The organism is Curtobacterium sp. MCLR17_045 (assembly GCF_003234405.1).
GTDB lineage: Bacteria > Actinomycetota > Actinomycetes > Actinomycetales > Microbacteriaceae > Curtobacterium > Curtobacterium flaccumfaciens.
Genome location: NZ_QKTB01000033.1, coordinates 1 through 25,207 on the forward strand (window position 1 = coordinate 1; position 25,207 = coordinate 25,207).

Annotated in this window: 23 protein-coding genes; 12 read left to right on the plus strand and 11 right to left on the minus strand. The window is 71.7% G+C overall.

Going from position 1 to position 25,207, the window contains the following annotated elements; genetic code table 11:
* Positions 1 to 295: 295 nt before the first annotated feature.
* The 3 genes from DEJ05_RS15575 to DEJ05_RS15585 form a co-directional block, all read right to left on the minus strand.
* Complete coding sequence (locus DEJ05_RS15575) at positions 296 to 1,270, minus strand: hypothetical protein (protein ID WP_146245121.1); 975 nt, start codon at positions 1,268 to 1,270, stop codon at positions 296 to 298.
* A 109-nt stretch (positions 1,271 to 1,379) separates the two neighbouring features.
* Positions 1,380 to 2,720: an ROK family transcriptional regulator gene (locus DEJ05_RS15580; RefSeq protein ID WP_111110970.1), complete on the minus strand. Its 1,341-nt coding sequence runs from the start codon at positions 2,718 to 2,720 to the stop codon at positions 1,380 to 1,382.
* Between the two features lie 69 nt (positions 2,721 to 2,789).
* A complete protein-coding gene (locus tag DEJ05_RS15585) occupies positions 2,790 to 3,842 on the minus strand; it encodes a LacI family DNA-binding transcriptional regulator (RefSeq protein WP_209080989.1) in 1,053 nt (350 codons plus the stop codon).
* Positions 3,843 to 4,037: 195 nt separating this feature from the next.
* On the opposite strand from DEJ05_RS15585, the gene DEJ05_RS15590 reads away from it, so the two are divergent.
* From DEJ05_RS15590 to DEJ05_RS15625, 8 genes are all read left to right on the plus strand, one after another.
* On the plus strand, positions 4,038 to 4,940 hold the full coding sequence (locus tag DEJ05_RS15590) for a polysaccharide deacetylase (RefSeq protein WP_111029019.1): 903 nt from the start codon (positions 4,038 to 4,040) through the stop codon (positions 4,938 to 4,940).
* Complete coding sequence (locus tag DEJ05_RS15595) at positions 4,940 to 5,314, plus strand: hypothetical protein (protein WP_071404676.1); 375 nt, start codon at positions 4,940 to 4,942, stop codon at positions 5,312 to 5,314. The genes DEJ05_RS15590 and DEJ05_RS15595 overlap by 1 nt, the downstream gene beginning before the upstream one ends.
* Complete coding sequence (locus DEJ05_RS15600) at positions 5,311 to 6,339, plus strand: asparaginase (protein WP_220037038.1); 1,029 nt, start codon at positions 5,311 to 5,313, stop codon at positions 6,337 to 6,339. Before DEJ05_RS15595 ends, DEJ05_RS15600 begins: the two co-directional genes overlap by 4 nt.
* Before the next feature lie 82 nt (positions 6,340 to 6,421).
* A complete protein-coding gene (locus tag DEJ05_RS15605; RefSeq protein WP_181440747.1) occupies positions 6,422 to 7,771 on the plus strand; it encodes an MFS transporter in 1,350 nt (449 codons plus the stop codon).
* Entirely contained in the window at positions 7,768 to 8,565 is a 798-nt protein-coding gene (locus tag DEJ05_RS15610) for an SDR family NAD(P)-dependent oxidoreductase (RefSeq protein ID WP_217499762.1), read from the plus strand. The genes DEJ05_RS15605 and DEJ05_RS15610 overlap by 4 nt, the downstream gene beginning before the upstream one ends.
* A complete protein-coding gene (locus DEJ05_RS15615) occupies positions 8,565 to 9,314 on the plus strand; it encodes an SDR family NAD(P)-dependent oxidoreductase (protein WP_111046512.1) in 750 nt (249 codons plus the stop codon). The genes DEJ05_RS15610 and DEJ05_RS15615 overlap by 1 nt, the downstream gene beginning before the upstream one ends.
* A gap of 104 nt (positions 9,315 to 9,418) precedes the next feature.
* The gene (locus DEJ05_RS15620; RefSeq protein ID WP_027466669.1) at positions 9,419 to 9,874 is read left to right on the plus strand and encodes a GNAT family N-acetyltransferase; all 456 of its coding nucleotides are present in this window, start codon (positions 9,419 to 9,421) and stop codon (positions 9,872 to 9,874) included.
* A 13-nt stretch (positions 9,875 to 9,887) separates the two neighbouring features.
* Positions 9,888 to 10,241: an MGMT family protein gene (locus DEJ05_RS15625; protein WP_258376171.1), complete on the plus strand. Its 354-nt coding sequence runs from the start codon at positions 9,888 to 9,890 to the stop codon at positions 10,239 to 10,241.
* Between the two features lie 49 nt (positions 10,242 to 10,290).
* Here the strand turns inward: DEJ05_RS15625 and DEJ05_RS15630 are convergent, their stop codons facing one another.
* From DEJ05_RS15630 to sucC, 8 genes are all read right to left on the minus strand, one after another.
* Positions 10,291 to 10,719, minus strand: a complete 429-nt coding sequence (locus DEJ05_RS15630) for a DUF805 domain-containing protein (RefSeq protein ID WP_110863162.1) — start codon at positions 10,717 to 10,719, stop codon at positions 10,291 to 10,293.
* Positions 10,720 to 10,756: 37 nt separating this feature from the next.
* Positions 10,757 to 12,556, minus strand: a complete 1,800-nt coding sequence (locus tag DEJ05_RS15635; RefSeq protein WP_110863292.1) for an ABC transporter ATP-binding protein — start codon at positions 12,554 to 12,556, stop codon at positions 10,757 to 10,759.
* Between the two features lie 101 nt (positions 12,557 to 12,657).
* Entirely contained in the window at positions 12,658 to 14,466 is a 1,809-nt protein-coding gene (locus DEJ05_RS15640) for an ABC transporter ATP-binding protein (protein ID WP_027466673.1), read from the minus strand.
* A 585-nt stretch (positions 14,467 to 15,051) separates the two neighbouring features.
* Positions 15,052 to 16,686, minus strand: coding sequence for a bifunctional phosphoribosylaminoimidazolecarboxamide formyltransferase/IMP cyclohydrolase (gene purH / locus DEJ05_RS15645; RefSeq protein WP_111110972.1), 1,635 nt, complete (start codon positions 16,684 to 16,686; stop codon positions 15,052 to 15,054).
* Positions 16,683 to 17,276 (minus strand): phosphoribosylglycinamide formyltransferase, encoded by a 594-nt coding sequence (purN, locus tag DEJ05_RS15650; RefSeq protein WP_071404669.1) that lies wholly within the window; start codon positions 17,274 to 17,276, stop codon positions 16,683 to 16,685. Before purN ends, purH begins: the two co-directional genes overlap by 4 nt.
* A 41-nt stretch (positions 17,277 to 17,317) precedes the next feature.
* Positions 17,318 to 19,339, minus strand: a complete 2,022-nt coding sequence (locus DEJ05_RS15655; RefSeq protein ID WP_111110974.1) for a DUF6350 family protein — start codon at positions 19,337 to 19,339, stop codon at positions 17,318 to 17,320.
* Positions 19,340 to 19,480: 141 nt separating this feature from the next.
* Positions 19,481 to 20,368, minus strand: coding sequence for a succinate--CoA ligase subunit alpha (gene sucD / locus DEJ05_RS15660; RefSeq protein ID WP_071404667.1), 888 nt, complete (start codon positions 20,366 to 20,368; stop codon positions 19,481 to 19,483).
* An 11-nt stretch (positions 20,369 to 20,379) separates the two neighbouring features.
* Positions 20,380 to 21,549, minus strand: coding sequence for an ADP-forming succinate--CoA ligase subunit beta (sucC, locus tag DEJ05_RS15665; RefSeq protein ID WP_111110976.1), 1,170 nt, complete (start codon positions 21,547 to 21,549; stop codon positions 20,380 to 20,382).
* 241 nt (positions 21,550 to 21,790) lie between these two features.
* Between sucC and DEJ05_RS15670 the strand changes: the two genes are divergently transcribed.
* From DEJ05_RS15670 to DEJ05_RS15685, 4 genes are all read left to right on the plus strand, one after another.
* Complete coding sequence (locus DEJ05_RS15670) at positions 21,791 to 23,422, plus strand: RecQ family ATP-dependent DNA helicase (RefSeq protein WP_111110978.1); 1,632 nt, start codon at positions 21,791 to 21,793, stop codon at positions 23,420 to 23,422.
* Positions 23,423 to 23,655: 233 nt separating this feature from the next.
* On the plus strand, positions 23,656 to 23,955 hold the full coding sequence (locus tag DEJ05_RS15675) for a hypothetical protein (protein ID WP_035809242.1): 300 nt from the start codon (positions 23,656 to 23,658) through the stop codon (positions 23,953 to 23,955).
* A gap of 50 nt (positions 23,956 to 24,005) precedes the next feature.
* A complete protein-coding gene (locus tag DEJ05_RS15680; RefSeq protein WP_146245122.1) occupies positions 24,006 to 24,371 on the plus strand; it encodes a hypothetical protein in 366 nt (121 codons plus the stop codon).
* Positions 24,368 to 25,207 (plus strand): oxygenase MpaB family protein, encoded by an 840-nt coding sequence (locus DEJ05_RS15685; RefSeq protein WP_111110982.1) that lies wholly within the window; start codon positions 24,368 to 24,370, stop codon positions 25,205 to 25,207. The genes DEJ05_RS15680 and DEJ05_RS15685 overlap by 4 nt, the downstream gene beginning before the upstream one ends.

Consider the following 25,207-nt stretch of genomic DNA (forward strand, 5'->3'; position numbering starts at 1 on the left):
CTCGGAGATGTGTATAAGAGACCGCATGCAGGGTCCTTCTCGGGGGAGCGAGCGGGCGGAGACCTGCACGACTGTTCAGCATCCACGCGACCGGCCGGTGGCCGCGGGGTGAACGCACGGTGTCCCGGGTCGCGCCCGGCGCCCTGGACGCGCGGCGTGCGGACGGGAGGCGCGGGGCGGGCCCGCACCGCGCCTCCCGTCCGCACTGCGGTCGCGCTCACCGCATCCGGTGCGCAGAAGACGTCGGGTCCGCACTGCGAACCCGACGTCTTCTGCACACTCGTTGCTCGAGGTGTCAGCGCTCGGTGACCTCCGAGAAGTCGGGCGTCCCGTCGGGCAGCGCGGGCAGGGGCGTGCCGTCGACGTAGCGGGGCCAGGCCAGGGCGCGGGAGGCCGACGGACGGGACGCGTAGCGACGCCCGTCGGAGGCGACGACCGTTTCGTGTTCGGGTTCGGGTGTGGGAGTGGGAGTGGGCGACGGTGCGGGAGCGAGCGGCAGCGGCAGCGGCACATCGCGAGCGGGAGCAGGTGCGGGAGCCGCGGGGGTCGGCGTCGCACTCCACGCCGGCTGCTGCTCGGGCACCGGCCACGTCGCCGACGGCAGGGTGGTGGCTCGCGGACGGAACAGGGCGTTGCTGAGGGGCACCACGACGGTCCCGAGCAGGTCGAGGATCACCACCACCCAGACGAGCCGCCAGTAGCCGCGGGCGTAGTCGACGTCCGGCGCGAGCAGCGGGATCGAGAGCAGCAGTGCGAGCAGGGCGATGACGCCGACGGTGGCCTTCGCGACGACCTGCAGGACGGGCGTCGGGTACCGGCGGTGGATCACGAGGAGCAGGTGGACGTGCAGGAGCGCCACCCGGGCGACGCCGACGAGCCAGATCCAGTGCCAGAAGTGCTCCAGGACGAACCAGATGCCGTCACCGGAGATCCCCGTCGGCACGATCCACACCTTGTACAGACCGGCGACGAGCAGGTACATCGACGTGGCGATGCTCGCGAACGCGAAGATCCCGGACCGCCTGGACGAGACGTCGGCGTCGTACCAGGACAGCAGCGCGAAGACGACGACCACGACGATCGTCAGGAGCAGCTGCACCGCGACCCGTCCGAAGTCGCCGAGGAGCACCGCGGCGATGCCGACCAGGCCCGCGGCGACGACCGCGCCGATGATCGTCCGGAACACGAGTGGGCGCACCCTCGCCCACCGCGGGTCCATCGTGCCGTCCGTGTCGTTCGCGCTGTCCGTGGTGTCCGTGCTGTCCGTCATGTGTCCCCCGTCGATCCCGCACACCTGGCGGCTGCGTCGGATCGCAGCGTAGCGGGCCGGGGCGGAGTGCTCCGGCCGGGCAGGGCGCCGGGCGACGGCGCCCGTGCCGTCAGCGCCGGATGAGCAGGGTGCTGGCCCGCGGCGAGAGCGCGGCGTCGAGCACCAGGCAGGCGGCACCCACGGCGGCGACGTCTGCACCGCGGTCGCTCTCCACCACCTGCACGGCGTGCTTCGGCACGAGCAGCGGCGACCCGACGATGGCGGTCCGCGCGGCCGGCAGGGCAGCGCTCGCGATGCGTGACCAGAACGGGCCGCCGAACACCACGCGGTCGATGTCGAGCAGGTTCACGATGAGGACGACGGCGTTGCCCATGACCGTGCCGGCATCGGCCGCGAGCGTGACGGCGGTGTCGTCCCCGTCCGCGATGGCCGCGGCGAGCTCGTCCCACGCGGCGTTCACGGCGTCGACGTCGGCGGCGTCGGCGGCGTCGGTGGCATCGGCGGCGTCCGTGGCATCGGCGGCGTCCGTGGCATCGGCGGCGTCTGCACCAGGATCCGCCTCGGCGACCGCGCCGCCGCCCGACAACGCGAGGCCGCGCGACCGCGCCACCCGCACCAGCCGGTCCGGCGCGACGGCTGCACCGACCTCGCCGCGCGTGCCCGAGCCGTCCGGGGTGCCCGCGAGCGACCCCTGGTCGACCATGATGTGCCCGGCGTCGCCCGCGTTCGACCCCACCCCGCGCACGGGTTCGTGGTCGACGACGAGCCCGACGCCGAACCCGGTGCCGAAGTACACGAACGCGAAGTTCCGGGCCGAGGACTCCCCCGCCAGGAACATCTCGCCGACCGCGGCTGCCGTGACGTCCTTCTCGAGCAGGACCGGGTAGCCGGTGGCCTCGGCGAGCGCATCGCGCAGCGGCACGTCCCGCCACCGGGGCAGGAACGGCGGGTCGACCACGATGCCGGCCTCGACGTCGATCGGTCCGGGGCTCGCGATCCCGACGCCGAGCACGCTGTCGACGGCCACCCCGGCGTCGGCGACGAGCCCGTCGACGGCCGAGGCGATGGTGCGCACCACCTCGGACGGGTCGTCGGCGGTGGGGGTCGAGGTCGTGGACGCGGCGACGACGGTGCCGGCGAGGTCGAGCAGCACGTAGGTGACGACGGCCGGGTCGACGTGCACGCCGACCGCGTACCGGCTGCCCGGTTCGAGCCGCAGGATGGTGCGGGGCTTGCCGCGGCCGGACACGACGGTGCCGGACTCGACGATCATGCCGGCCTCGATCAGGAACCGGGTGACGTTCGACACGGTCTGCGCGCTCAGTCCGGTGCGGGCGGCGAGTTCGACGCGACTCAGGCCGTCGGGCGAGCGGCGGACGGCGTCCAGGACCACGGTGCGGTTGAACCCGCCGATCGACGGGAGGTTCGCTCCGCGTCGATGCTCTGCCATGCCGCGACCATACCGCGACGCCGCTCGGGCACCCGCTCGCGTGGTCCGGTCAGAGCGCCCTGTCCTGGATCAGCCCGCCGGACGTCCGGTCGACGACCGCACCACGAGCGAGACCGGGAGCGTCGCTCCCTGCAGTGCCCCGTCGCCGATCGCCGCGAGCAGCCGCTCCACGGCCACGGTGCCCATCAGCGCGGTCGGTGAGTGCACGGTCGTCATGGGCGTGGGCAGCTGCGCCACGACCGAGATGTCGTTGTAGCCGACGATCGACAGGTCGTCGGGCACGCGGAGGCCGCGCTGCCGTGCGGCGCCCATCACACCGATCGCCGCGGTGTCGTTGACGGCGAAGATCGCGGTCGGCGGGTCCGACAGCGAGAGCAGCGTGTGCGCGCCGACCACGCCTCCCTCGACCTCGAAGTCGCTGTGGACGACGAGCGCGTCGTCCACGGCGAGGTCCCGCTGCTCGTGCGCCAGGCGGAACCCGGCCACCCGCTCCACGGCGGTGCTGGCGTGGCGCGGACCCGCGATGACGCCGATGCGGCGGTGCCCCAGCGCGAGCAGGTGTTCCGTGGCCATCCGGCCGCCCTCGACGTCGTCACCGACCACGGCGGGCATCCAGTCCCCGGGGTGCCGGTTCGTCGCGATGACCGGCACGGGGAGGTCCGTCAGCCGAGGGTTCGGGGACGACAGGTGGAGCGAGCTGACGATGAGGCCGTCGACCTGTCGGGAGAGCAGGAAGTCGACCGCGTCCAGTTGCGCGCCCATGTCGTCCGGGGGCGTCGTGAGCAACAGCTGGTACCCGGCAGATCGGGCGGCCGACTCGACGGACTGGCAGATCGTCGCGATGACCGTGTCGGCGAGCCGTGGCATCACGACGCCGATGGTGTTCGACCGCCGGGTCCGGAGCGATGCTGCGAGTCGGTTGGGGCGGTACCCGAGCTCGGCCGCCGCCGCGATCACCCGCTGCGCCGAGGCGCTCCACCCCTTGGTCGGCTCCGCCTGTCGGAGCACGCGCGACGCCGTCGAGATGTGCACGCCGGCGAGCGCAGCGATGGCCTGCAGGTTCACGTCACCACGACGATCCTGCTGACCGTGTCCGGCCGGGTCGTCGCTCGTACTGCCCATCCGTCGAGTCTAGGTGACAGATCGTCGTCACACCGTGCGGCGCGAACGTTTGCAGGTGCTTCGCCCGACGACAGCCCGGACGAGCCGAAACACACTGGTTACACGGTTGGACGTCGATCGAAACAGTCGACTGTCAGGATTCCGGTCAATGCAAACGATTGCACGAATTGCAGCAACGACGAGAGACGGTGTCCCATGGTGAAAGAGATCTTCGTGTCCTTCGGCGTCGACATCGACGCGGTCGCAGGCTGGCTCGGCTCCTACGGAGGGGCGGATTCCCCCTCGGACATCCAGCGCGGGATCTTCGCGGGACAGACCGGCGTCCCACGTCTGCAGAAGGTGTTCGACCGCGCCGACATCGCAGCGACCTGGTTCATCCCCGGCCACTCGCTCGAGACCTTCCCGGACCAGTGCAAGGCCCTGTTCGACGCCGGCCACGAGATCGGTGCGCACGGGTACAGCCACGAGAACCCCGTGGCGATGACCGAGGCGCAGGAGGACGCGGTGATGGAGCGCTCGGTCGAGCTGATCACGCGACTCACGGGTCAGCAGCCGACGGGCTACGTCGCGCCGTGGTGGGAACTGAGCAGCTACACGCCCACGCTCCTGGAGAAGTTCGGGTTCAGCTACGACCACAGTCAGCAGCACAAGGACTTCGTCCCCTACTACTCGATCGTCGGCGACCAGTGGACACCGATCGACTACTCGCAGGACCCGCACACGTGGATGACGCCGCTCGTCCACGGGAGCGAGATCGACCTCGTCGAGATCGCGGCGAACTGGTACGTCGACGACCTGCCCCCGATGATGTTCATCAAGTCGAGCCCGAACAGCCACGGCTTCGTCAACCCGCGCGACGTCGAGCAGATGTGGAAGGACCAGTTCGACTGGGTGTACCGCGAACTCGACTACGCCGTCTTCCCGATCACGATCCACCCCGACGTCTCCGGGCGGCCGCAGGTCCTGCTCATGATCGAGCGGCTCATCGAGTACATCGGGGGCCACGAGGGCGTCCGGTTCGTCACGATGAACGAGATCGCCGACGACTTCCGCGTCCGCTTCCCGTTCGCGCAGCCCGAGCGCCCACGCGAGTACTGATGTGCGGCGGATGTGGCGGCAACGGCGGGCACCGTGACTGGTACGCCGCCGGTGTCGAGGACACCCCCGCGGCGCGCAAGCGGGCGCAGCTCCGGCTGGCCGCCTGGGCGACCCGGCTCTTCGCGGACGATCGGATCCGCGTCCACGAGGTCCCGGGCACCGTGCGGCTCGTGATCGTCGGGCCGACCGGCAAGCGCGTCGTGGCCCAGGGCGTCGACGGGGTCCTGGACGCGGTCGAACAGGTCGGAGCCGGGCGCACGGACTGGTCGGCCGTCGCCACCCGCGTCCGCAGGGCCGACCCGCGTGACGACACCGACTGGGAACACCGCAGCCTCGCCCGCGCGGTCGATCGACGAAGGGACACCCTGCCGTGACGGACCCCATGCTCCCCCGGATCGTGTACCTCGCCCTCGGCGGGACCATCGCGAGCGTCACCTCGGGCGATCCGCGCGACTGCGGCGCCGTCCCGCGGATCGCAGCCCGCGACCTCCTCGCCGGTGTGCCGGCCATCGCGCAGGTCGCACGGGTCGAGGCCCGCCAGCTCGGCATGGTGCCCTCGCCCTCGCTCGACTTCGACGACGTGCAGCGAGCGCTCGACGCCGCGCGGGACGCCGTCGGCTCCGGAGCCTCGGGCGTCGTGCTGTCGCAGGGCACGGACACCATCGAGGAGACCGCGTACCTGCTCGACCTCGCCTGGGACCGCCCCGAGCCCCTCGTGGTGACCGGAGCGATGCGCCACGCCTCCTCGCCCGGCGCGGACGGTCCGGCGAACCTGTTGGCGGCCGTGTGCGTGGCCGCGGCACCGGCAGCAGTGGGACGTGGCGTCCTCGTCGTGCTCGACGACGAGGTGCACGCCGCCGGGACCGTCCGCAAGACGCACACCTCGTCGACCGGTGCCTTCGCCTCACCGGGTTCCGGTCCGCTCGGACGGGTCACCGAGGGCTCGCCCGTCTTCCAGGCTCCGGCGTCCCGAGCGCCCGCGCTCACCACACGCGTCGCACCGCTGCCTCCGGTGGCCCTGCACCGGGTCACCCTCGCCGACGACGGCCGGGTCCTGTCGACCCTGGACGGACTCGGGTACCGCGGCGCGGTCATCGAGGGCTTCGGCGGCGGGCACGTCGCCGAGCGCACGGTCGACGCCGTCCGCGCACTCGCCGCGCAGATGCCGGTCGTGCTGGCGTCGCGGACCGGCGCCGGTGCGACGCTCACGACGACGTACGGCTTCGCGGGCGGCGAGATCGACCTGCTCAGCGCCGGACTCGTCCCCGCCGGCAACCTCGACGGCCTCAAGGCGCGTCTCCTGCTGGCTGCCCTGCTCGCCCTCGACGCCCCGGACGCCCGCATCCACGCGGCGTTCGCCGCACACGGCCGGGGCTCTCCCCCGACCGGCCACCCCTGACCGCACCCACGCTCCGCCTCCGCCCGTCAGCCCGCGCCGCGACACCGTCGCAGCGCCGCACCGCCGTACCGAGAGGAAGACCATGTCCACCACGACCATCCACGAGCCCGAGGACCTCGAGCTCGCCACCGGGACGTTCCCGACGATCGGGCCGAAGGAGACCAAGCGCGGCGCGACCCTGGCGTTCTTCGCCTGGACCCTCGCCGTCTACGACTTCATCATGTTCGGCACGCTCCTCCCCCGCATCGCCGAGGACTTCGGGTGGAACGAACAGACCGCCCTGCTGGCGAACACCCTCGTGAGCGTCGGTGTCTTCGTCGTCGTCGTCCTCGTCGGTCTGTTCGTGGACCGACTCGGCCGGCGCCGCGGCATGATGATCACGATCGGCGGCGCGGCCCTGTCGTCGCTGCTGACGGCGGCGTCGACGGGGGTCGCCTCGCTCGTCGGCTTCCGGGCCCTGAGCGGCTTCGGGATGGCCGAGCAGTCGGTGAACTCCACCTACCTCAACGAGGTCTTCGCGCTCACCGAGATCGAGGGCGTCAAGAAGCGTCGCGGCTTCTTCTACAGCCTCGTCCAGACCGGGTGGCCGATCGGCGCGCTCCTCGCGGCCGCGTTCATCGCCGGCATCAACGGGCTCTTCGGACAGGAGTCCTGGCGGCTCGCGTTCCTCATCGCCACCGTTCCGGCGCTGTTCGTGCTGTTCCTGCGCAAGGGCATCAAGGAGACGCCGCAGCACCGTCTGAACACGTACCTGCGGCAGCTGCGGAAGTCCGGTCGCACCGAGGAAGCCACCGAGGTCGCCGCCCGCTTCGGCATCGTCGACGAGGGTCCGAACCCGCTGCGGGCGATCTTCGGCCGACGGTACGCACGCAACACCGTCGTGCTCTCGATCGCGTGGATCGTGAACTACTTCGGCATCACCACCACGAGCGTGCTCGGGACGACGATGCTCGAGGGCGTCAAGGGTGTCGACGCGAGCATGTCGCTGCTCATCATCGTGCTGTCGAACGTGGTCGGCGCCGCCGGCTACCTGTTCCACGGCTGGCTCGGCGACATCATCGGCCGCAAGACCACGATCGTCGTGGGCTGGGTGCTCGCGGGTGTCTGCTGGACCCTCTTCGTGCTCGGTCCGGACGACTTCGGCTACGTCCTGGTCACGTACATGCTGACGCTGTTCTTCCTGCTCGGACCGTACGCGTCGCTGCTCTTCCTGCAGGCGGAGTGCTTCGACTCGAGCTGCCGCGCCACCGGGTCCGCGTTCGTCACCGCGATGGGCCAGCCCGGCACCATCATCGGCTCGGCTGTGCTGACGGCTCTCGTCGCCGGGAGCATCGGGCTCGGCCTGGCCGCCCTCATCGTCGGTGCGGGCGGCATGGTCCTCTCCGGTCTGATCATGCTCGGGACGAAGCGCGTGGCGGTGATCGACCATTGAGCGCCACGACACCGACCGGCGTGTACTCCGAGTTCTCGGGGAGCGTGGTCGTCATCACCGGCGCCGCGAGCGGGATCGGCGCGGCCCTCGCCGTGCAGCTCGCCGAGTACGGCGCGAACATCGTCATCCCCGTGTTCGCGGGTGACCCGCACGATCCCGCACCCGTCGTCGACGCCGTCGAGGCCGCCGGGGGCAGTGCGCTGACGGTCACCGCGGACGTCCGCAGCACCGAGGACGTCGACGCCGTGTTCCAGGCGGCCGTCGACCGCTGGGGTCGCGTCGACCACGTGGTGGCGGGAGCGGGGGTCCTCCGTCGGCAGCCGCTCGACACCATGACCGACGCGGCGTGGGACGACATCCTGCAGGTGGACCTGCACGGTGTGATGCGCACGCTCCGGGCCGGTGCCCGGCACCTCGACCGGGGCGGGTCGATGGTGGCCGTGTCCTCGATCGCGGGCGGCGTGTACGGCTGGGTCGCACACAGCCACTACGCCGCGTGCAAGGCGGCGGTGATCGGCCTCGCCCGGAGTGCGGCAGCCGAGCTGGCACCGCGCGGGATCCGGGTGAACACCATCGTCCCGGGGCTCATCGAGACGCCGCAGTCCTCGGACGCCCAGAACTCGCTCGGCCCGGCAGGCCTCGCCGCCGCGGGTGCGCGGATCCCGTGGGGTCGTGTCGGCCACGCCGACGAAGCAGCCGCGGCCATCCGGTTCCTGCTCAGCCACGAGGCGCGCTACGTCACCGGGCAGGAACTCGTCGTCGACGGCGGCCTGACCATCCTGATGGCCGACTGATGCCCGACGGGACGGTGTTCGACCTCACCGGGACGACCGCCCTGGTGACGGGTGGCGCGAGCGGCATCGGTCTCGCGATCGTGGAGACCTTCGTCGCCGCCGGAGCGCGGGTCGTCGCCGCGGACCTCGACGCCGACGGCCTGGCGGACCTCGCCGAGCGGCTGGGCGTCCGGACCATCGTGCTCGACGTCACGGACGAGGACCGGGTCGAGGCCGCCGTGGCGTCGGTCGACGAGGAGTCCGGCGGGATCCAGGTCCTGGTGAACGCCGCCGGCGTCCTCACGCAGGCCCCGCTCGAGGAGCTCACCACCGCTGACTGGGCGCGCGTCATGGCGATCGACCTGACCGGGGTCTTCCTGGTGATGCGAGCAGTCGGTCGGCGGATGCTCCGCGACGGGCACGGGCGCATCATCAACCTCGCCTCCCAGCTGGCGATCAAGGGCGGCTCCGAGGTCGCGCACTACGCGGCCGCGAAGGCCGGCGTCATCGCGCTGACGAAGAGCGCCGCGATCGAGTGGAGCGGACGGGGCGTGCTCGTCAACGCGATCGCACCCGGCCCGATCGTGTCCCCGATGACGGACCGGATGACGGCGCAGTGGCGGACGGACAAGGCCGCGGAGCTCCCGATCGGACGTTTCGGGGTCCCCGCCGAGGTCGCTCCGACCGCGCTGCTGCTCGCGTCGTCGCCAGCGGGCGACCTGTACACCGGGCAGACGCTCGGCCCGAACTCGGGTGACGTCATGCCGTGAGCACCACACGCCGGTCGGCCGCCCGGTTCCGCCGCGGCAACGGTGCGGTCTCGGTCTGCCGTCGTCACTGGCTTCCGCAGGGTCTGCACCGTTAGCCTGGCCGCATGTCCGACCTGCGCCTGGAAGAACTCTCCGCGAAGACCGCTGCCGCGGCCAACTCCCTGACGCTCAAGCCGGGCCAGGAACAGTTCGTGCAGCCGACCACCTACGGGGTCGCCGAGTCCGACGTCAAGCCGAGCTCCGCGTGGACCCGTGTCGTCCTCGACGACGACGAGGTCCTCGGCCTGATCATCGGTTCGTTCGACGCCGACAACGCGCAGGAAGAGCTGCGCAGCTGCATCTGGCGCGTCAACGTGGCGGCGAGCGCGCAGGGCCGGGGCGTCGGTCGCTTCGCCGTGCACGGTCTGGCGGACGAAGCGCGCAGCCGTGGGTTCGAGCGGCTGACGGTCGTGTACGAGCCGGGCGGCGACGACAGCCCCGAGGCGTTCTTCCGCGCCGTGGGCTTCGAGGTCGTGCGCGAGACCCAGTACGGCGACCACTTCGCGGTCCTGACGCTCTAGCACGCCCGACGACGTGCCCTCCGACTACGTGGCATACGACGACGTCCCCGTCGACTTCGGCGCCGCCGTCGCCGAGGTGGTGCGGATGATCCCGCCGGGTCACGTCATGACGTACGGCGACGTCGCCGCAGCCCTCGGGTCGCGGGCGTCGCGTGCCGTCGGCAAGGTGATGGCGCACGAGGGCGCCGACCTGCCGTGGTGGCGCGTGGTGCGCGCGGGTGGGCACCCGCCGCTGCACCACGAGGCCCGGGCGCTCGAGCACTACCGCGTCGAGGGGACGCCGCTCGTGCAGGGGACGACGGCCTGGAGGCTCGACATGCGTCGTGCGCGCTGGTCACCCGCCACGGACGCGGACGACCCGTTCTGATCCCCGGTCCGCGCAGGTCGGCCCGCCGGGGTCCGCCCTGGTTCGGCCGTCAGCGGTCGAAGCGCGCACCCTTCGGGTTCGCGGGCAGGAGGCACAGCACGTACACGATGAGTGAGCCGAGGCCCGGCAGCACGTGCAGGAACTGCCAGAAGCCGGACAGGTTGGCGTCGTGCAGCCGTCGGGCGCCGAGGGCGAGCGACCCGATGAGCGTCGCGAGCACCCACAGCATGAACAGGTACGAGCCGACGGGGTTCTCGAGCACCGGGGTGTCCGGCGTGAACACCTGCGGCACGAGCTGCAGCACGAGTCCGATCGCGAACGACGTCAGCCACCACCACCAGAACTCGGCGCGCGATGCCCGTCCGGTGAACACGGTGTACTTCCGCCAGAACCGTCGGACGGCCTCGGTGAAGGGGGCACCGTAGAAGGGGTCGTGCAGGGCGACGCCGCCGGGCTGCACCACGCTGTCGTTGCTCATGGAGCAAGCCAACCACGTGGTGCAGCCCGATCGGGGCCTAGACGAGCGAGTCGCGCCAGGCCGCGTGCAGCTGGGCGAACCGCCCGGTGCCGGCGATGAGGTCGGCGGGGGTGCCGTCCTCGACGATCCGGCCGTGTTCCATCACGAGCACCCGGTGGGCGATCGCGACGGTGGACAGCCGGTGCGCGATGATCACCGCGGTGCGGTCGGCGAGCAGGGTCTCCAGGCCCTCTTGCACGAGTCGCTCCGAGGGGATGTCGAGCGACGCCGTGGCCTCGTCGAGGATGAGCACCTTCGGGTCCGCGATGAACGCCCGCGCGAACGAGAGCAGCTGCCGCTGACCCGCCGAGACACGGCCGCCGCGCTTGTTCACGTCGGTGTCGTACCCGTCGGGCAGCGCCATGATGAACTCGTGCGCGCCGACCGCCTTGGCCGACGCCTCGATCTCCTCACGGGACGCACCGGGCTTGCCGAGCGCGATGTTGTCCGCGACGGTGCCGGAGAACAGGTAGGCCTCCTGCGTGACCATGACGATCGCGCGGCGCATGTCCTTCGTGTCGAGGTCGCGCAGGTCCACACCGTCGAGCTTGACCGAGCCCTGGGTTGGGTCGTAGAAGCGCGCCATGAGCTTGGCGAGCGTCGACTTACCGGCACCGGTGGACCCGACGAGGGCGATCGTCTGCCCCGACGGGATGTGCAGGTCGAACTCCGGCAGCACGACCTTGCCCTTGTTGTAGGCGAAGACGACGTCGTCGAAGTCCATCTTCCCGGTGGCGTCCGCCAGGCGGGTGGGCTTCACGGGGTCCGGCACGCTCGGCCGTTCCTCGAGGACACCGGAGATCTTCTCCATCGCCGCCGAGGCCGACTGGTACCCGTTGTAGAACATCGCGAGTTCCTGCGCCGGGTCGAAGAATCGCTTGGCGTACAGCGCGACCGCGAGCAGCGCACCGACCTCGAGCGTCCCGCCGACGATCCGGAAGCCGCCGACGATGACGACCGCGGCGAGCGTGGCGTTGCCGATGAGCACGAGCACGGGGTCGAAGGTCCCGAACAGGTTGAACACCTTCGTGTTCGCCACCCGGTAGTCCTCGACGTAGCCGCCGTACTCGTCACGGTTGCGGGACTCCTTGCGGAACGCCTGCACCGCCCGGATGCCCGTCATCGTCTCGACGAAGTGCACGATGACGCGCGCCGAGGTGACACGGGTGGAGCGGAACAGCGTCTGCGAGTTCGTCTGGAACCAGCGGATCAGGAACCAGAGCGGCACGAGCGACACCGCGAGCACGAGCCCGGACGTCGGGTCGAGCAGCACCAGGGCCACGGCGGTGAACGCCATGTACAGCACGCCCTGGATGAGCTGGTTCAGCCCGGAGTCCAGCAGCTCGCGGATCGAGTCGAGGTCACTCGTCTGGCGCGAGATGATCCGGCCCGACGTGTAGGTCTCGTGGAACTCGAGCGAGAGCCGCTGCGTGTGCAGGAACACCCGCTTGCGCAGGTCGAACAGGATCGCCTGGCTGATCCGTGCCGCGAGCACCGTGTACCAGGCGGTGAGCACCGCGCCGAGGACGGCCACCACGATGTACGTCGCGACGACCCCGAACGCCGGCACCCAGTCGTTCTGGTCCATCACCGCGGGCAGGGCGTTGTCGATGCCCCACGCGATGAGCGCCGGACCCGCGACGGTGCCGGCGGTCGAGACCACGACCACGATGCCGAGCAGCACCAGCCGGAGCTTCAGCGGTGCGGCGAGGGACCCGAGCAGGGCGAGGGACCGGCGCCGCAGGCGCTTGCTCTCGGCCTTCGTGAAGTCCTCACGCTCCTCGCCGCGCACGCCCATGGTGGTGATCGAGGCGGTGACGGGGGCGGCAGCCTGCTCGTCCGGAGCTTCCTGCGGGACGGACGCCGTTCCTCCCGGCAGGTTCTGGTCGGTCTGCTGGCTCATGCCATCGCCTCCTGTCGTGCGGTCGCGTCGTCGTCGTCGAGCGACGAGATGACGTAGCGGTAGTGCTCGTTGGTGGCCATCAGGTCGTGGTGGGTCCCGACGGCCGTGACGACGCCGTTCTCCATCAGGGCGACCCGGTCGGCCAGCGTCACCGTCGACGGACGGTGCGCCACGATGAGCGACGTGGTGTCGGCGAGCACGCGTCGCAGGCCCGCCTCGACCCGCGCCTCGGTGTCGACGTCGAGCGCCGACAGCGGGTCGTCGAGCACGAGCACCGACGGCCGTGCGGCGATCGCGCGGGCGAGCGCCAGGCGCTGGCGCTGCCCACCGGACAGCGACAGCCCCTCTTCACCGACCCGGGTGTCGACGCCGTCGGGCAGGTCGTCCACGAAGGACGCCTGCGCGATGTCGAGCGCCTCGCGCATGAGCGCTTCGGCCTCGGCACCCTGCACGTCCGGTCGACCGAGCAGCACGTTCTCACGCACGGTCGACGAGAACAGGGTGGCGTCCTCGAAGGCGACGCCGACGTGCCGGCGCAGTTCCTCGCGGGTGAGGTCGCGGATGTCGACCCCGTCGATCGTCACCGAACCGCCGGTCACGTCGTACAGACGCGGCACGAGCGAGAGCAGCGTCGTCTTGCCGCAGCCGGTGAGCCCGACGAGCGCCATGGTCTCGCCCGGCTGCAGCTGCAGTTCGACGCCGTTGATCAGGTCCGGGTACTGCGGTGCGGAGTCCTGGTACCGGAAGTGCACGCCGTTGAACGACAGCGCACCGTGCGGCTCCGCGATCGTCTTCGGGTGCTCCGGGTCCGTGATGGTGTTCTCGGAGTCCATGACCTCGAAGAAGCGGTCGACCGCCGTGCGGGTGTCGAACGTCATCGAGAGCAGGAAGCCGATCGACTCGATCGGGAACCGCAGCACCGTCGCCGTCGCGAAGAACGCGAACAGCTGGCCGACGCTGAGCTGCCCCTGCGATGCGAGCCAGATGCCGGCGAGCAGGCACAGCGCGAACGCGACGTCCGGCACGAGCAGCAGCCACAGCCAGATGCCCGCGATGGCCTTCGCCTTCTTGATCTCGGTGCCGCGCAGGGCCTCGGCCTGCTCGCTGAACTCCTCGAGCTTCGCGCCGCCGCGACCGAACGCCTTGAGCACGCGGATGCCGTGCACCGACTGCTCGACGCTCGTGGCGAGGTCACCGACCTGGTCCTGGCTGCGTCGTGCGACGGCGGAGTACCGGCGCTCGAACAGCAGGCCGTTGATCCACAGCGGGATCGACGCGATCAGGAAGATCAGCCCGAGGATCCACCCGAAGGTGAACAGCACGACGAAGCCGACGACGATCGTCACGATGTTCACGACGAGCAGGACGACGCCGAAGGCCAGCCAGCGCCGGATCAGCGACAGGTCCGACACGGAACGGGACAGCAGCTGCCCGGACTCCCAGCGGTCGTGGAACGCGACCGGCAGGTCCTGCAGCTTCGCGTAGAGCGAGTTGCGCATGCTGGTCTCGATGCGGGTCGAGGGGCGCATCACCAGCCGGCGGCGCGAGGCGATGAAGAACGCCTCGAGCACACCGAGGGCGAGCACCCCGAGCCCGGCGGGCCAGATCTGTGCCGAGTCGCGCGACGACAGCGGACCGTCGACGAGCCACTGCAGCACGTAGGGGATTGCGAGCGCCACCAGGGAGGCTCCCATCGCTGCGGCCATGCCGCCGATGAGGCGCCCCTGGTAGGGCTTCACGTAGGGGTAGATCCGCGCGATCGCGCGGAAGGTGGACGGGCGCGCCGTGGTGGGCGACTTGGACATGCGTTGCGTCCTCATGCGTCTGCCGGGTCCCCGGGTCGCGCTGCGCGGTGCGTGCTCGCTGCTTGCTTGCTGCTTGCTTGCTTGCTTGCTTGCTTGCTTGCTTGCTTGCTTGCTTGCTTGCTCGCGTCGCGCGGCTTCGGCCTGGAGGCTCGGTGTGGCGTTGCGTGGTGATCATCGGCCGGGCGCGTGGTCGCGTCTCCGCCGTCACTCGCGTGACGTCGGTCGGGCCGGAGGCACCGAGGGACAGTCGTCCCCCGGGTTCAGGCGGGTGGTTCGCGGACGCCGGTGGTGCTGCGTCGCGGGGCCGTGGGAACGGCCCGACTAGACGGCGGCCGCGGCGCGGGGCCGCGGTGCGATCAGGGATCGCCGTGCGGGAGTGGTCCCCACGACGGACACGAGACCTGCACGGGCGGCCGTCGCCACGGTTCCGGTCATGTTGTCCATCGTCACTCCAGTCGTCGTCTTCGTCACCGTTGTGTCCGCGGTGCCGCCGGTCCCGAGGGATCGTCGGCTGCCTGCCGCGGAGCCTTACAGACTATTCACAGTGACTCACGGCGCGCAATGGTTCGCCACCGATTGTTCACATCAGTGGAAGAAGTGGCGCTCGCTCGTGAAGTACATCGTGACGCCGGCGGCCTTCGCCGCGGCGATGACCTCGTCGTCGCGGACGCTGCCACCGGGCTGCGCCACCGCACGGACACCGGCGTCGAGCAGCACCTGCAGGCCGTCGGCGAACGGGAAGAACGCGTCCGACGCCGCGACGCTGCCGGTCGCACGGTCACCGGCACGGTTCACCGCGAGGTGGCAGGAGTCGACCCGGTTGACCTGGCCCATGCCGACACCGACGCTCGCGCCCTGGTTCGCCAGCAGGATGGCGTTCGACTTCACCGAACGGCTCGCACGCCACGCGAAGGCCAGGTCGGCGAGGGTCTGCTCGTCGGCGGGCTCGCCGGCGACGAGGGTCCAGGTGGCCTGGTCGAAGCCCGTGAAGCGGTCGGCGTCCTGCACCAGGAAGCCGCCGGAGATCTGCTTGACCTCGCGGTCGGCGAGCGCGAAGTCGGCCGGCAGCGTGAGCAGGCGGATGTTCTTCTTGCGCGACAGGATCTCGAGCGCCTCGGGGTCGAACCCGGGGGCGACGACGACCTCGGTGAAGATGTCCTTCACGGTCTCGGCCATGGCCACGGTGACCGGGCGGTTCGCGGCGATGACCCCACCGAACGCCGAGAGCGGGTCGCAGGCGTGCGCGGCGGCGTGGGCCGAGGCGATCGGGTCGGCGGCGTCGGCCGGGGCGATCGCGATGCCGCACGGGTTGGCGTGCTTGATGATCGCGACGGCGGGCTCGTCGAAGTCGAAGGCCGCACGGACCGCTGCGTCGGCGTCGACGTAGTTGTTGTACGACATCTCCTTGCCGTGCAGCTGCGTCGCCTGCGCGATGCCGGTGCCGTCCGACGTCGTGTAGAGCGCCGCGGCCTGGTGGGCGTTCTCGCCGTAGCGCAAGGTCGCCGACAGCTCGGCCTCGACCGCCAGGTGCTCGTCGAACGCACCGGGGGTCCGGATGTCGCCGGCGGTCGTCGGGGCTGCAGCGGCCGTGACGACGTCGCTCGCGAAGTAGGACGCCACCGCGGTGTCGTAGGCGGCGGTGCGCGCGAAGGCCTGGGCGGCGAGGCGCTTCCGGAGCTCGAGCGTGGTGCCGCCGGCACGGACGGCCTCGACGACCTCGGGGTAGGACGCCGGGGAGACCACGATCGCCACGTTCGGGTGGTTCTTCGCCGAGGCACGGACCATCGCGGGGCCGCCGATGTCGACGTTCTCGACCACGGTCGCCGTGTCGGCACCCGACGCGACGGTCTCGACGAACGGGTAGAGGTTCACGACGACGAGCTCGAACGGCGCGATGTCGAGGTCGGCGAGCTGCTGCTCGTGCGACTCGAGCCGCAGGTCGGCGAGCAGGCCGGCGTGCACCGACGGGTGCAGCGTCTTCACGCGACCGTCGAGGGACTCGGGGAACCCGGTGACGCTCGCGACGTCGGTGACGGCGTAGCCCGCGTCGCGGATGGTCTGGGCGGTGGAGCCGGTCGACACGATCTCGACCCCGGAGTCGGCCAGCGCGCCGGCGAGCTCGAGCAGGCCGGACTTGTCGCTCACCGAGATGAGTGCACGGCGGACCGGGACCACGTCACGGTCGCGGTAGAGGCTGGGGTCGGCTGCGTGCACGCTCATGCGCTCGGGGTGCCCTTCAGGTCGGTGGTGCCGTTGGCGATGTCGAGGATGGTCTGGATGAGCAGGCGGCGCTCGACCGGCTTGATGCGGTCGTGCAGCGTCGACTCGGTGTCGCCCGGCAGCACCGGGATGCGCTCCTGCGCGAGGATCGGCCCCGTGTCGACGCCGTCGTCGACCGCGATGACGCTCGCACCGGTCTCGGTGACCCCGGCGGCCAGGGCGTCCCGCACGCCGTGGGCGCCGGGGAACTCGGGCAGGTACGCCGGGTGGGTGTTGATGATCCCCGGGGCGAACTCGGACACCACGGCCGGGGGCAGCAGGCGCATCAGGCCGGAGAGCACGAGCAGGTCGGGCGACCACGGGCGGATCTGCTCCGCCAGGGCCTGGCCCCACTCGGCGCGGGAGTCGTAGCGGGTGAACGGCACCGTGAAGGTCGGGATCGAGAACTCCTCGCCCAGGCCGAGACCCTCGGCATCACGGTCGGCACCGATGGCGACGACACGGGCGGGGTACTCGGCGTCGAAGGTCGCTTCGAGCAGGGCTCGGAGGTTCGACCCGGTACCGGAGATCAGGACGACCAGTTCGAGCACGGCACCAACCCTACCGGCAGGCACGCACGCGACGGGCGCTGTTACCGGTCGTCCTTCGGCTGCCGCCACCAGGGCAGCTCGTCCTCGGGGATCTGGTCGGTGACGTCCCACTTCGCCGGGCGGGACGGCTCCGCCGGCTTCGAGGCGGGCGCTCGGGTGTCGGGCGCGACGTCCACGCGGTCCGCCTCGGCCGTTTCGTCCACGTCGTCGCGGCCGGCCACGAACTCCTCGGTGCTCCACGGGAACGCGGGCTGGGCGTCGGTCGGCACCGGAGCGGGTACGGGGGCTGCGGGCCGCTCGGGGCTGGGCTGCTCCGGCTCGGCGTCGGAGCCGGTCACGCGGTCGCGGAGTGCACCGGCTCGACCTCGGACCCCTTCGGCCGCGCCGGCCAGGCGGTCGCGGAGGCCACCCAGCGCTGCTCGTCCGGCACTGCGGCGCTCCGGGTCGGGCTCAGCGGCCAGACGGTCGGCGGCCACCGCGTCGGTCTTCGCCCAGTCGGGGAGCTCGACGTCGTGGTCGGTGTCGCCGGTACGCGGTGCGACGGGCGCGGGGGCGGAGGCGGGTCGTGCGGGCGCAGAGGCGGGCCGTGCGGGTGCGGAGGCGGGCTCACTGCTGACCGGCTCGGTCACGTGTTCGGTCGTCGCGCGGGGCCGTGCAGCGGTCGACCCGTCGTGGGACTCCTCGACCACGAAGCGGTGCACGTCGGTGGTGCGCCCGGCGCCGGCCTGGTCGAGCGCGGCGAGCAGGGACCCCTCGCCGACGTCGACCCCGGCGCGCGCCGTGTCGTGGGCATCGTCGGGTTCGTCGGCCTCGGTCCAGCGCTCTCGCGTCCATCCGCGGTCCGGCAGCCGGACCAGGTCACTGCCCGCGGCGAGGGCGATGATCGCCGGCAGGCCGATCTCGAGTGCGGCGAACCCGCCGACCGCGAGGGCGTGCGGACCGACGTCGGCCAGGCGCCCGGGGCCGAACGAACCGGAGGACACCCAGGCGATGAGCCCCGTGAGCACTCCGGCCACGAGTCCTGCGACGACACCGCCGAGCGCACGGTGCAGCGCGGAGTCGGCGGAGCCCAGGGCCCGCACCAACCGCGGCCGCATCGAGCCGCCGATCGCGAACCCGGCGATGACCGGCACGAGGATCCAGACGAGCCCGAAGGTGTGACCAGCGGTCGGCAGCGCGCCGAAGACCGGCAGCCCGGGGATCGGGCCCAGGGTCGTGGCGATCGGGGACACGCTCGACCCGGTGCCGATGGCGAACCCGGGGCCGATCAGCCACGAGGTCGCCCACCCGACGAAGTCCGGCAGGAAGGCGAGCTGTCCGACGGTGAGTGCGACGCCGCCGATGACCCCGGCGTGCGACTGCTCGTACAGGGTGATGACCTCGGCGAACGAGGTGAAGAGGAGCAGGCCGACGAGCACCGCGGCAACCCCGACGACCACGGCGGTCGCGGCGGTCCCGGCGCGCAGGCCGAACCCGGCGACGGTCCGCCAGACGGCGGGGATGCGGTCGACCAGGTCGATGACCCGCTGGGTGCCGGCGTCGGCGGGCAGGTCACGGCGACGACGGCAGACCTCGGAAGCGGCGAGTGCAGGGATCCCGAACCAGAGCGCCGGCAGCACCACGGCCTGCCAGAGCGTGGGGCGGGTGGCAGCCGAGGTCGACGACAGTGCGACGGCCAGACCGAGGAGCGCGACGACGGCGGTCCCGACCAGCAGCCCGGTGGTGCGGTGCTCGGTCTCCGCGAACCGACGTCCGGCGCGGGCGCCGAGCCAGGCCGTCACGACCGCGAACCCGAGGGCCGCCAGGGTCACGTGGATGGGGTCGGCTGCGCCGCTGACCCCGGTGCTCTTGGCGAGTGCTGATCCGAGCAGGAACGAGACGTCGACGCCGTGCCCGACGAGCCAGACGCTGCCGGTGGCCTTCCAGAACACGTCCCAGTCGACCTGCAGGCCGTACTCGAACCCCCAGAGCAGCGTCAGGGGCACGAGGGCGATCCCGATGCCGACGCCGACCGTCACGACCGCCTCGATCGCGGCGAGCAGAGCGGTTCCCAGGCGGTTCATCGCAGCGAGGATACGTGCCCCTCGCGCGGCCGCCCCGGAGCCGCGCGGCTGCCGACGCAAAACACCGGTGTTCGCAGGACGAACACGCGCAGGACGCGGTTCAACCGACGAACACCGGTGTTTTGCGGAACGGGCTGGTCGCTAGCGAGCGGCGACGACCTCGCGCAGCAGCGCGGCGGTCTCGGACGGCGTCTTGCCGACCTTGACGCCGGCGGCCTCGAGCGCCTGCTTCTTCGCCTCGGCGGTACCGGCCGAACCGGACACGATCGCGCCGGCGTGGCCCATCGTCTTCCCCTCGGGGGCGGTGAAGCCCGCGACGTAGCCGACGACGGGCTTCGTGACGTGCGCCTTGATGAACTCGGCCGCACGCTCTTCGGCGTCGCCACCGATCTCACCGATCATCACGATGGCCTCGGTCTCGGGGTCGGCCTCGAACGCGGCGAGCGCATCGATGTGCGTCGTGCCGATGACCGGGTCGCCGCCGATGCCGATGGCGGTCGAGAAGCCGAGGTCTCGGAGCTCGTACATCATCTGGTAGGTCAGGGTGCCGGACTTCGAGACGAGCCCGATCGGGCCCTTGCCGGTGATCGTCGCCGGGGTGATGCCGACGAGGGACTCCCCCGGGGTGATGATGCCCGGGCAGTTCGGCCCGATGATCCGGGTCGTGCCGCCCTTCGCCTTGGCGTGCGCCCAGAACTCGGCCGAGTCCTGCACGGGGATGCCCTCGGTGATGACGACGACGAGCGGGATCTCGGCGTCGATGGCCTCCATCACCGCGTCCTTCGCGAACGCCGGCGGGACGAAGACGATCGAGACGTCGGCACCGGTGGTGTCGATGGCCTCGCGCACCGAGCCGAAGACCGGCAGCGACACGTCGCCGTGGGTGACGGTGGTGCCGGCCTTGCGGGCGTTCACGCCGCCGACGACGTTCGTGCCGGCCTTGAGCATCAGGGCGGTGTGCTTCGTGCCCTCGCCACCGGTGATGCCCTGGACGATGACCTTGGAGTCCTTGTTGAGGAAGATCGACATGGTCAGTCCCTTCAGGCCGCTGCGGCGGCGAGTTCGGCGGCCTTCTCGGCCGCATCGTCCATGGTCGCGGCGACGGTGACGAGCGGGTGCGCTGCCTCCGCCAGGATCCGGCGACCCTCTTCCACGTTGTTGCCGTCGAGGCGCACGACGAGCGGCTTGGTGGCCGCGTCGCCGAGGATGCCGAGCGCGGCGACGATGCCGTTCGCGACGGCGTCGCAGGCGGTGATGCCGCCGAAGACGTTCACGAAGACGCTCTTCACCTGCGGGTCGCCGAGGATGACGTCGAGGCCGTTGGCCATGACCTCGGCCGAGGCGCCGCCGCCGATGTCGAGGAAGTTGGCGGGCTTCACGCCGCCGTGGCGCTCACCGGCGTAGGCGACGACGTCGAGCGTCGACATGACGAGCCCCGCGCCGTTGCCGATGACGCCGACCTGGCCGTCGAGCTTGACGTAGTTCAGGCCATGGGCCTTCGCCTTGGCCTCGAGCGGGTCCTCGCTGGCGGTGTCCTCGAGGTCCTTGTGGCCCTCGTGGCGGAAGTCGGCGTTCTCGTCGAGCGAGACCTTGCCGTCGAGTGCCAGGATCTGGCCGTCGCCGGTGCGGACGAGGGGGTTCACCTCGACGAGGGTCGCGTCCTCGCCCTTGTAGACGTCGTAGAGCTTGACGAAGACGTCGGCGACGGCGTCCTGCAGCTCCGATGGGAAGTTCGCCTGCGCGGCGATCTCGAGCGCGGCGGCCTTGTCGATGCCGGTCAGCGGGTCGACCTCGACCCGGGCGAGCGCCTCGGGCTTCTCGACGGCGAGCTGCTCGATCTCCATGCCGCCCTCGACGCTGGTGAGCGAGAGGTAGGAGCGGTTGGCCCGGTCGAGCAGCACGGAGAAGTAGAACTCCTCGGCGATGTCGGCACCCTGGGCGACCATGACGCGCTGGACGGTGTGGCCCTTGATGTCGAGGCCGAGGATGGCCTGCGCGTGCTCGAACGCCTCGTCCGGGGTCTTCGCGACCTTCACGCCGCCGGCCTTGCCGCGACCGCCGACCTTCACCTGCGCCTTGACGACCACGACGCCACCGATCTCCTCGGCCGCCGCCTTCGCCTGCTCGGGGGTGTCGGCGATGATCCCCTGCAACACGGGGACGCCGTAGGACTCGAAGAGGTCCCTGGCCTGATACTCGAAAAGATCCACGCTGTTCTTCTTCCCGCACGGTTCGTGCGATCGGCATCGGTTTCCCGGTCGCGCTCTCCACATCGAGGGTCGCTCGATGTCGAGACAACGGCCGCCACGCAGCCTAGCGCTGCTCGGTGGACGGTCGGTGCACGTCGGGCACAGCCGGGCACCGGCCGCCGGCACCGGGCACCGGGACCCCCATGAGCCGCTGCGCGCACCGCTGGGACCGGCCCGAGCTGGCGCTCGGCACTGTGGATCGGTGCAACCCGAACTCCGTACCCGCGCCACCGAGGTCTTCGGCTGGAAGCTCCGCCCCGACCAGGAGTCCGTCATCGACGCGGTGCTCGAGGGCCGCGACGCCCTGGCGGTCATGCCCACCGGATCGGGCAAGTCCGCGATCTACCAGGTCGCCGGCCTCGGACTGGACGGCCTCGTCGTGGTCGTCTCCCCGCTCGTGGCGCTGCAGGAGGACCAGGTGGTCGGGCTCGAGCACCATCCCGACGCTCCCCGCGCCGTCGCCCTGAACGCCACGAAGAAGGCACGGGACGTCGCCGACGCGTGGGACGCCGTCGCCGCGGGCGAGGTCGGCTACGTGTTCCTGGCCCCCGAGCAGCTGGTGAAGGACGACGTGCTCGAGCGACTCCGCGACGCCGGGGTCGCGCTGGTCGCCGTCGACGAGGCGCACTGCATCTCGTCGTGGGGTCATGACTTCCGACCGGACTACCTGGCGCTCGGCGAGGTCGCGGAGCGCCTGGGCCGACCGCCGGTGCTCGCCCTGACCGCGACGGGCTCCGCTCCGGTCCGGGACGACATCGTCGAGCGGCTCGGCATGCGCGACCCGTTCGTGCTCGCCTCGGGGTTCGACCGTCCCGGTATCCGGCTCGAGGTGGTGCGGCACGCCGAGGACGCCGAGAAGCGCCAGGCCGTGGTCGACCAGGTCGCCGAGCTCGACGGGCCGACCGTCGTCTACGTCGCCACCCGCGCGGCGACGACGGAGTACGCCGACGCCCTCGCCGCCCGCGGTCGTCGTGCGCAGCCGTACCACGCCGGCATGCGGGTGGCGGAGCGCGAGGCCGTGCACACGGGGTTCCTGGACGGCGACGTCGACGTGGTGGTCGCGACGAGTGCCTTCGGCATGGGCATCGACAAGCCCGACGTCCGGTACGTCGTGCACGCGGACGTCCCAGAGTCGATCGACGCCTACTACCAGGAGATCGGGCGAGCCGGGCGGGATGCCGAACCGGCCGGCGCCACCCTGCACTACCGCGCCGAGGACTTCGGCCTGCGCACGTTCTTCGCGTCCGGCTCGCCGCGGCCCGCCTCGGTCCGGGCCGTGTTCGACGCCGTCCCGGCGACCGGCTCGATCGCCCGCTCCGCGCTGGTGGAAGCCTCCGGCCTGTCGGCCCGCACCGCCGGTCGAGCACTCAACGCCCTGCTCGACGCCGGCGCCCTGCGCGACGACGTGGACGGTGTCTCCCGGGTGCCCGACGGCCCGCAGGACGCCGACCGTGCGGCACGTGCGACAGCCGACCGTGCCGCCGAACGGGAACGGGTCGAGGAGTCCCGCATCGCGATGATGCGCCAGCTCGCCGAGACGACCGGGTGCCGCCGGCAGTTCCTGCTCGGCTACTTCGGCGACGAGCTGCCGGAACCGTGCGGGAACTGCGACACCTGCTCGTCCGGCACGGCCCGGGACGCCTCCGCCCACGTCGCCGACGGTGCGAACGACGCCGCCTGGCCGCCGGATGCCCGCGTCGAGCACGCCGAGTGGGGCACGGGCGTGGTGATGAGCACGGAAGAGGACCGCATCACGGTGTTCTTCGAGTCCGCCGGGTACCGCACCCTCGCACTCGCCGACGTCGAGGAACGCGACCTGCTCGAACGCGTCTGACAGCGGCACGGACGAATCGCACCGACGGCCAGCGCACGGGCCCGGACGGCCCGGGCGGGGAAGGCGCGGTCGCTCGACCACCCGTCGGCGACCGCGCTCCACTCCCCCGAGCATCGGCGATGCTGCCGTGGCGGTGTGACCGGAAGGTGACGCCCGGGTGAACACGACACGAAACCGGACGGCCGCCAAGCGCCGGCGGGTAGGCAGGAAGCCCGCAACGGAAAGGAACCACCATGAGCGACCCCGGCATCAGCCCCGTCGACGACTTCGAGTCCCAGCAGCGTCGCGACGACGACATCGACCGTGAGCACGTCGGCCCGTACGAGGTGGACGAGGCCGAGGAGTCCCTCGAGACGGTGACGAACGACGCGGTCGCCGGCGAGACGGTGGAGCCGCAGCCCGGTGACGGCTCCGACGACGGTCCGACCGGCGGATCCCCGCGCGAGGGCTCGCCCGACCTGTGGGAGCACGAGAACGAGCAGGACGAGGACCGCGCCGACCTCGGCAACGACCTCGGCACGAAGCCGCTCTGAGCGCTGACCTGATCAGGCTCCCCCGGAACACGGCTCGGTAGCATCGGGCCGTGTTCCGACGAGTCCGCTCCAGCGTCCGCAGCATGCCCTCGGCAGCGCGGCTGCTGGCGGTCGCGGCGATGCTGCTGGTCGCCGCCGCGGCACACCTCGCCGCCCGCTCGGAGCCCGGTGGCCGCTGGGTCCCGCTCCTCGTCGTCGGCGTCGTCGGTGCGGTCGTCACCGGATCACCGACCCGCCTCTGGCCGCTCCCCGCGATCTGGCTCGTCGCGACGCTCCTCGCACTGACCGGTGATGCGCCCGTCGACGCCTCGTCCGCACTGGTCGCCCTGGTCGTCGGCGCGGTCGTGCTCCTGGCGGCGATCGCCGTGGACCTCCGGCCCGTCCTGCGGGCGCGACGCCGACGCGGTGCAGCGTGACCACCCCACGGCCTGGAGGCGCGACGCACGACCCGCACCGTGCCTCCCGTCCGCATGCTGGGCGCGTCCACGACCGTCACCTGCGTCGGTTCCTCGCCGACAGCACCCCCGTGGCCGCGGGCGGCCGCGCCATCCTGCTGCAGATCGCCGACCCGGTCGTCGCGGCCGGTGTCCGACGGCACTCGGACTTCGCCCGGCGACCCCAGCAGCGGCTCGCGCACACCCTGATGTTCGTCTACGCCGTCGTCATCGGCACCGAGACCGACTCGGCGACCGCAGCGGGCTTCGTCAACCGCGCGCACCGGCCCGTCGCCGGCGCCGACGACGTCGACCGGCAGCTCTGGGTGGCCGCGACCCTGTTCGACTCCGCGCGGCGGGCGCACGACCTGTTCGGCACACGCGTCTCCGCGGCCCGCGCCGAGCAGGTCCTCGCCGCCTACGCCCCGATCGCGACCGCGCTGCGGGTGCCGCCGGAGCGTTGGCCGACCTCGGTGGCGGCGTTCGACCGGTACTGGCAGCAGACGCTCGACGGACTCGAGGTCACCGACGACGCCCGCGGGGTCGTCCGTGACCTGCTGCACCCGCGGTTCGCGCCGCTGTGGGTGCGGGCGGCGATGCCCCTCGTCCGCATCGTGACCGTGGGGATGCTGCCGGAACGGGTGCGCACGGCGTACGGCTTCGCGTGGGGGCCGCGGGAGGAACGGCGCTTCCGGCGCACCGTCCGGGTGGCGGCCGGGGTGCGCGCGCTGGTGCCGGGGGCCCTGCTGCGGCTGCCGGGGCCGCTGCTGCTGCGGGCGATGCGGCGGACCGCTGGGCGACACGCCACGGTACGGTAG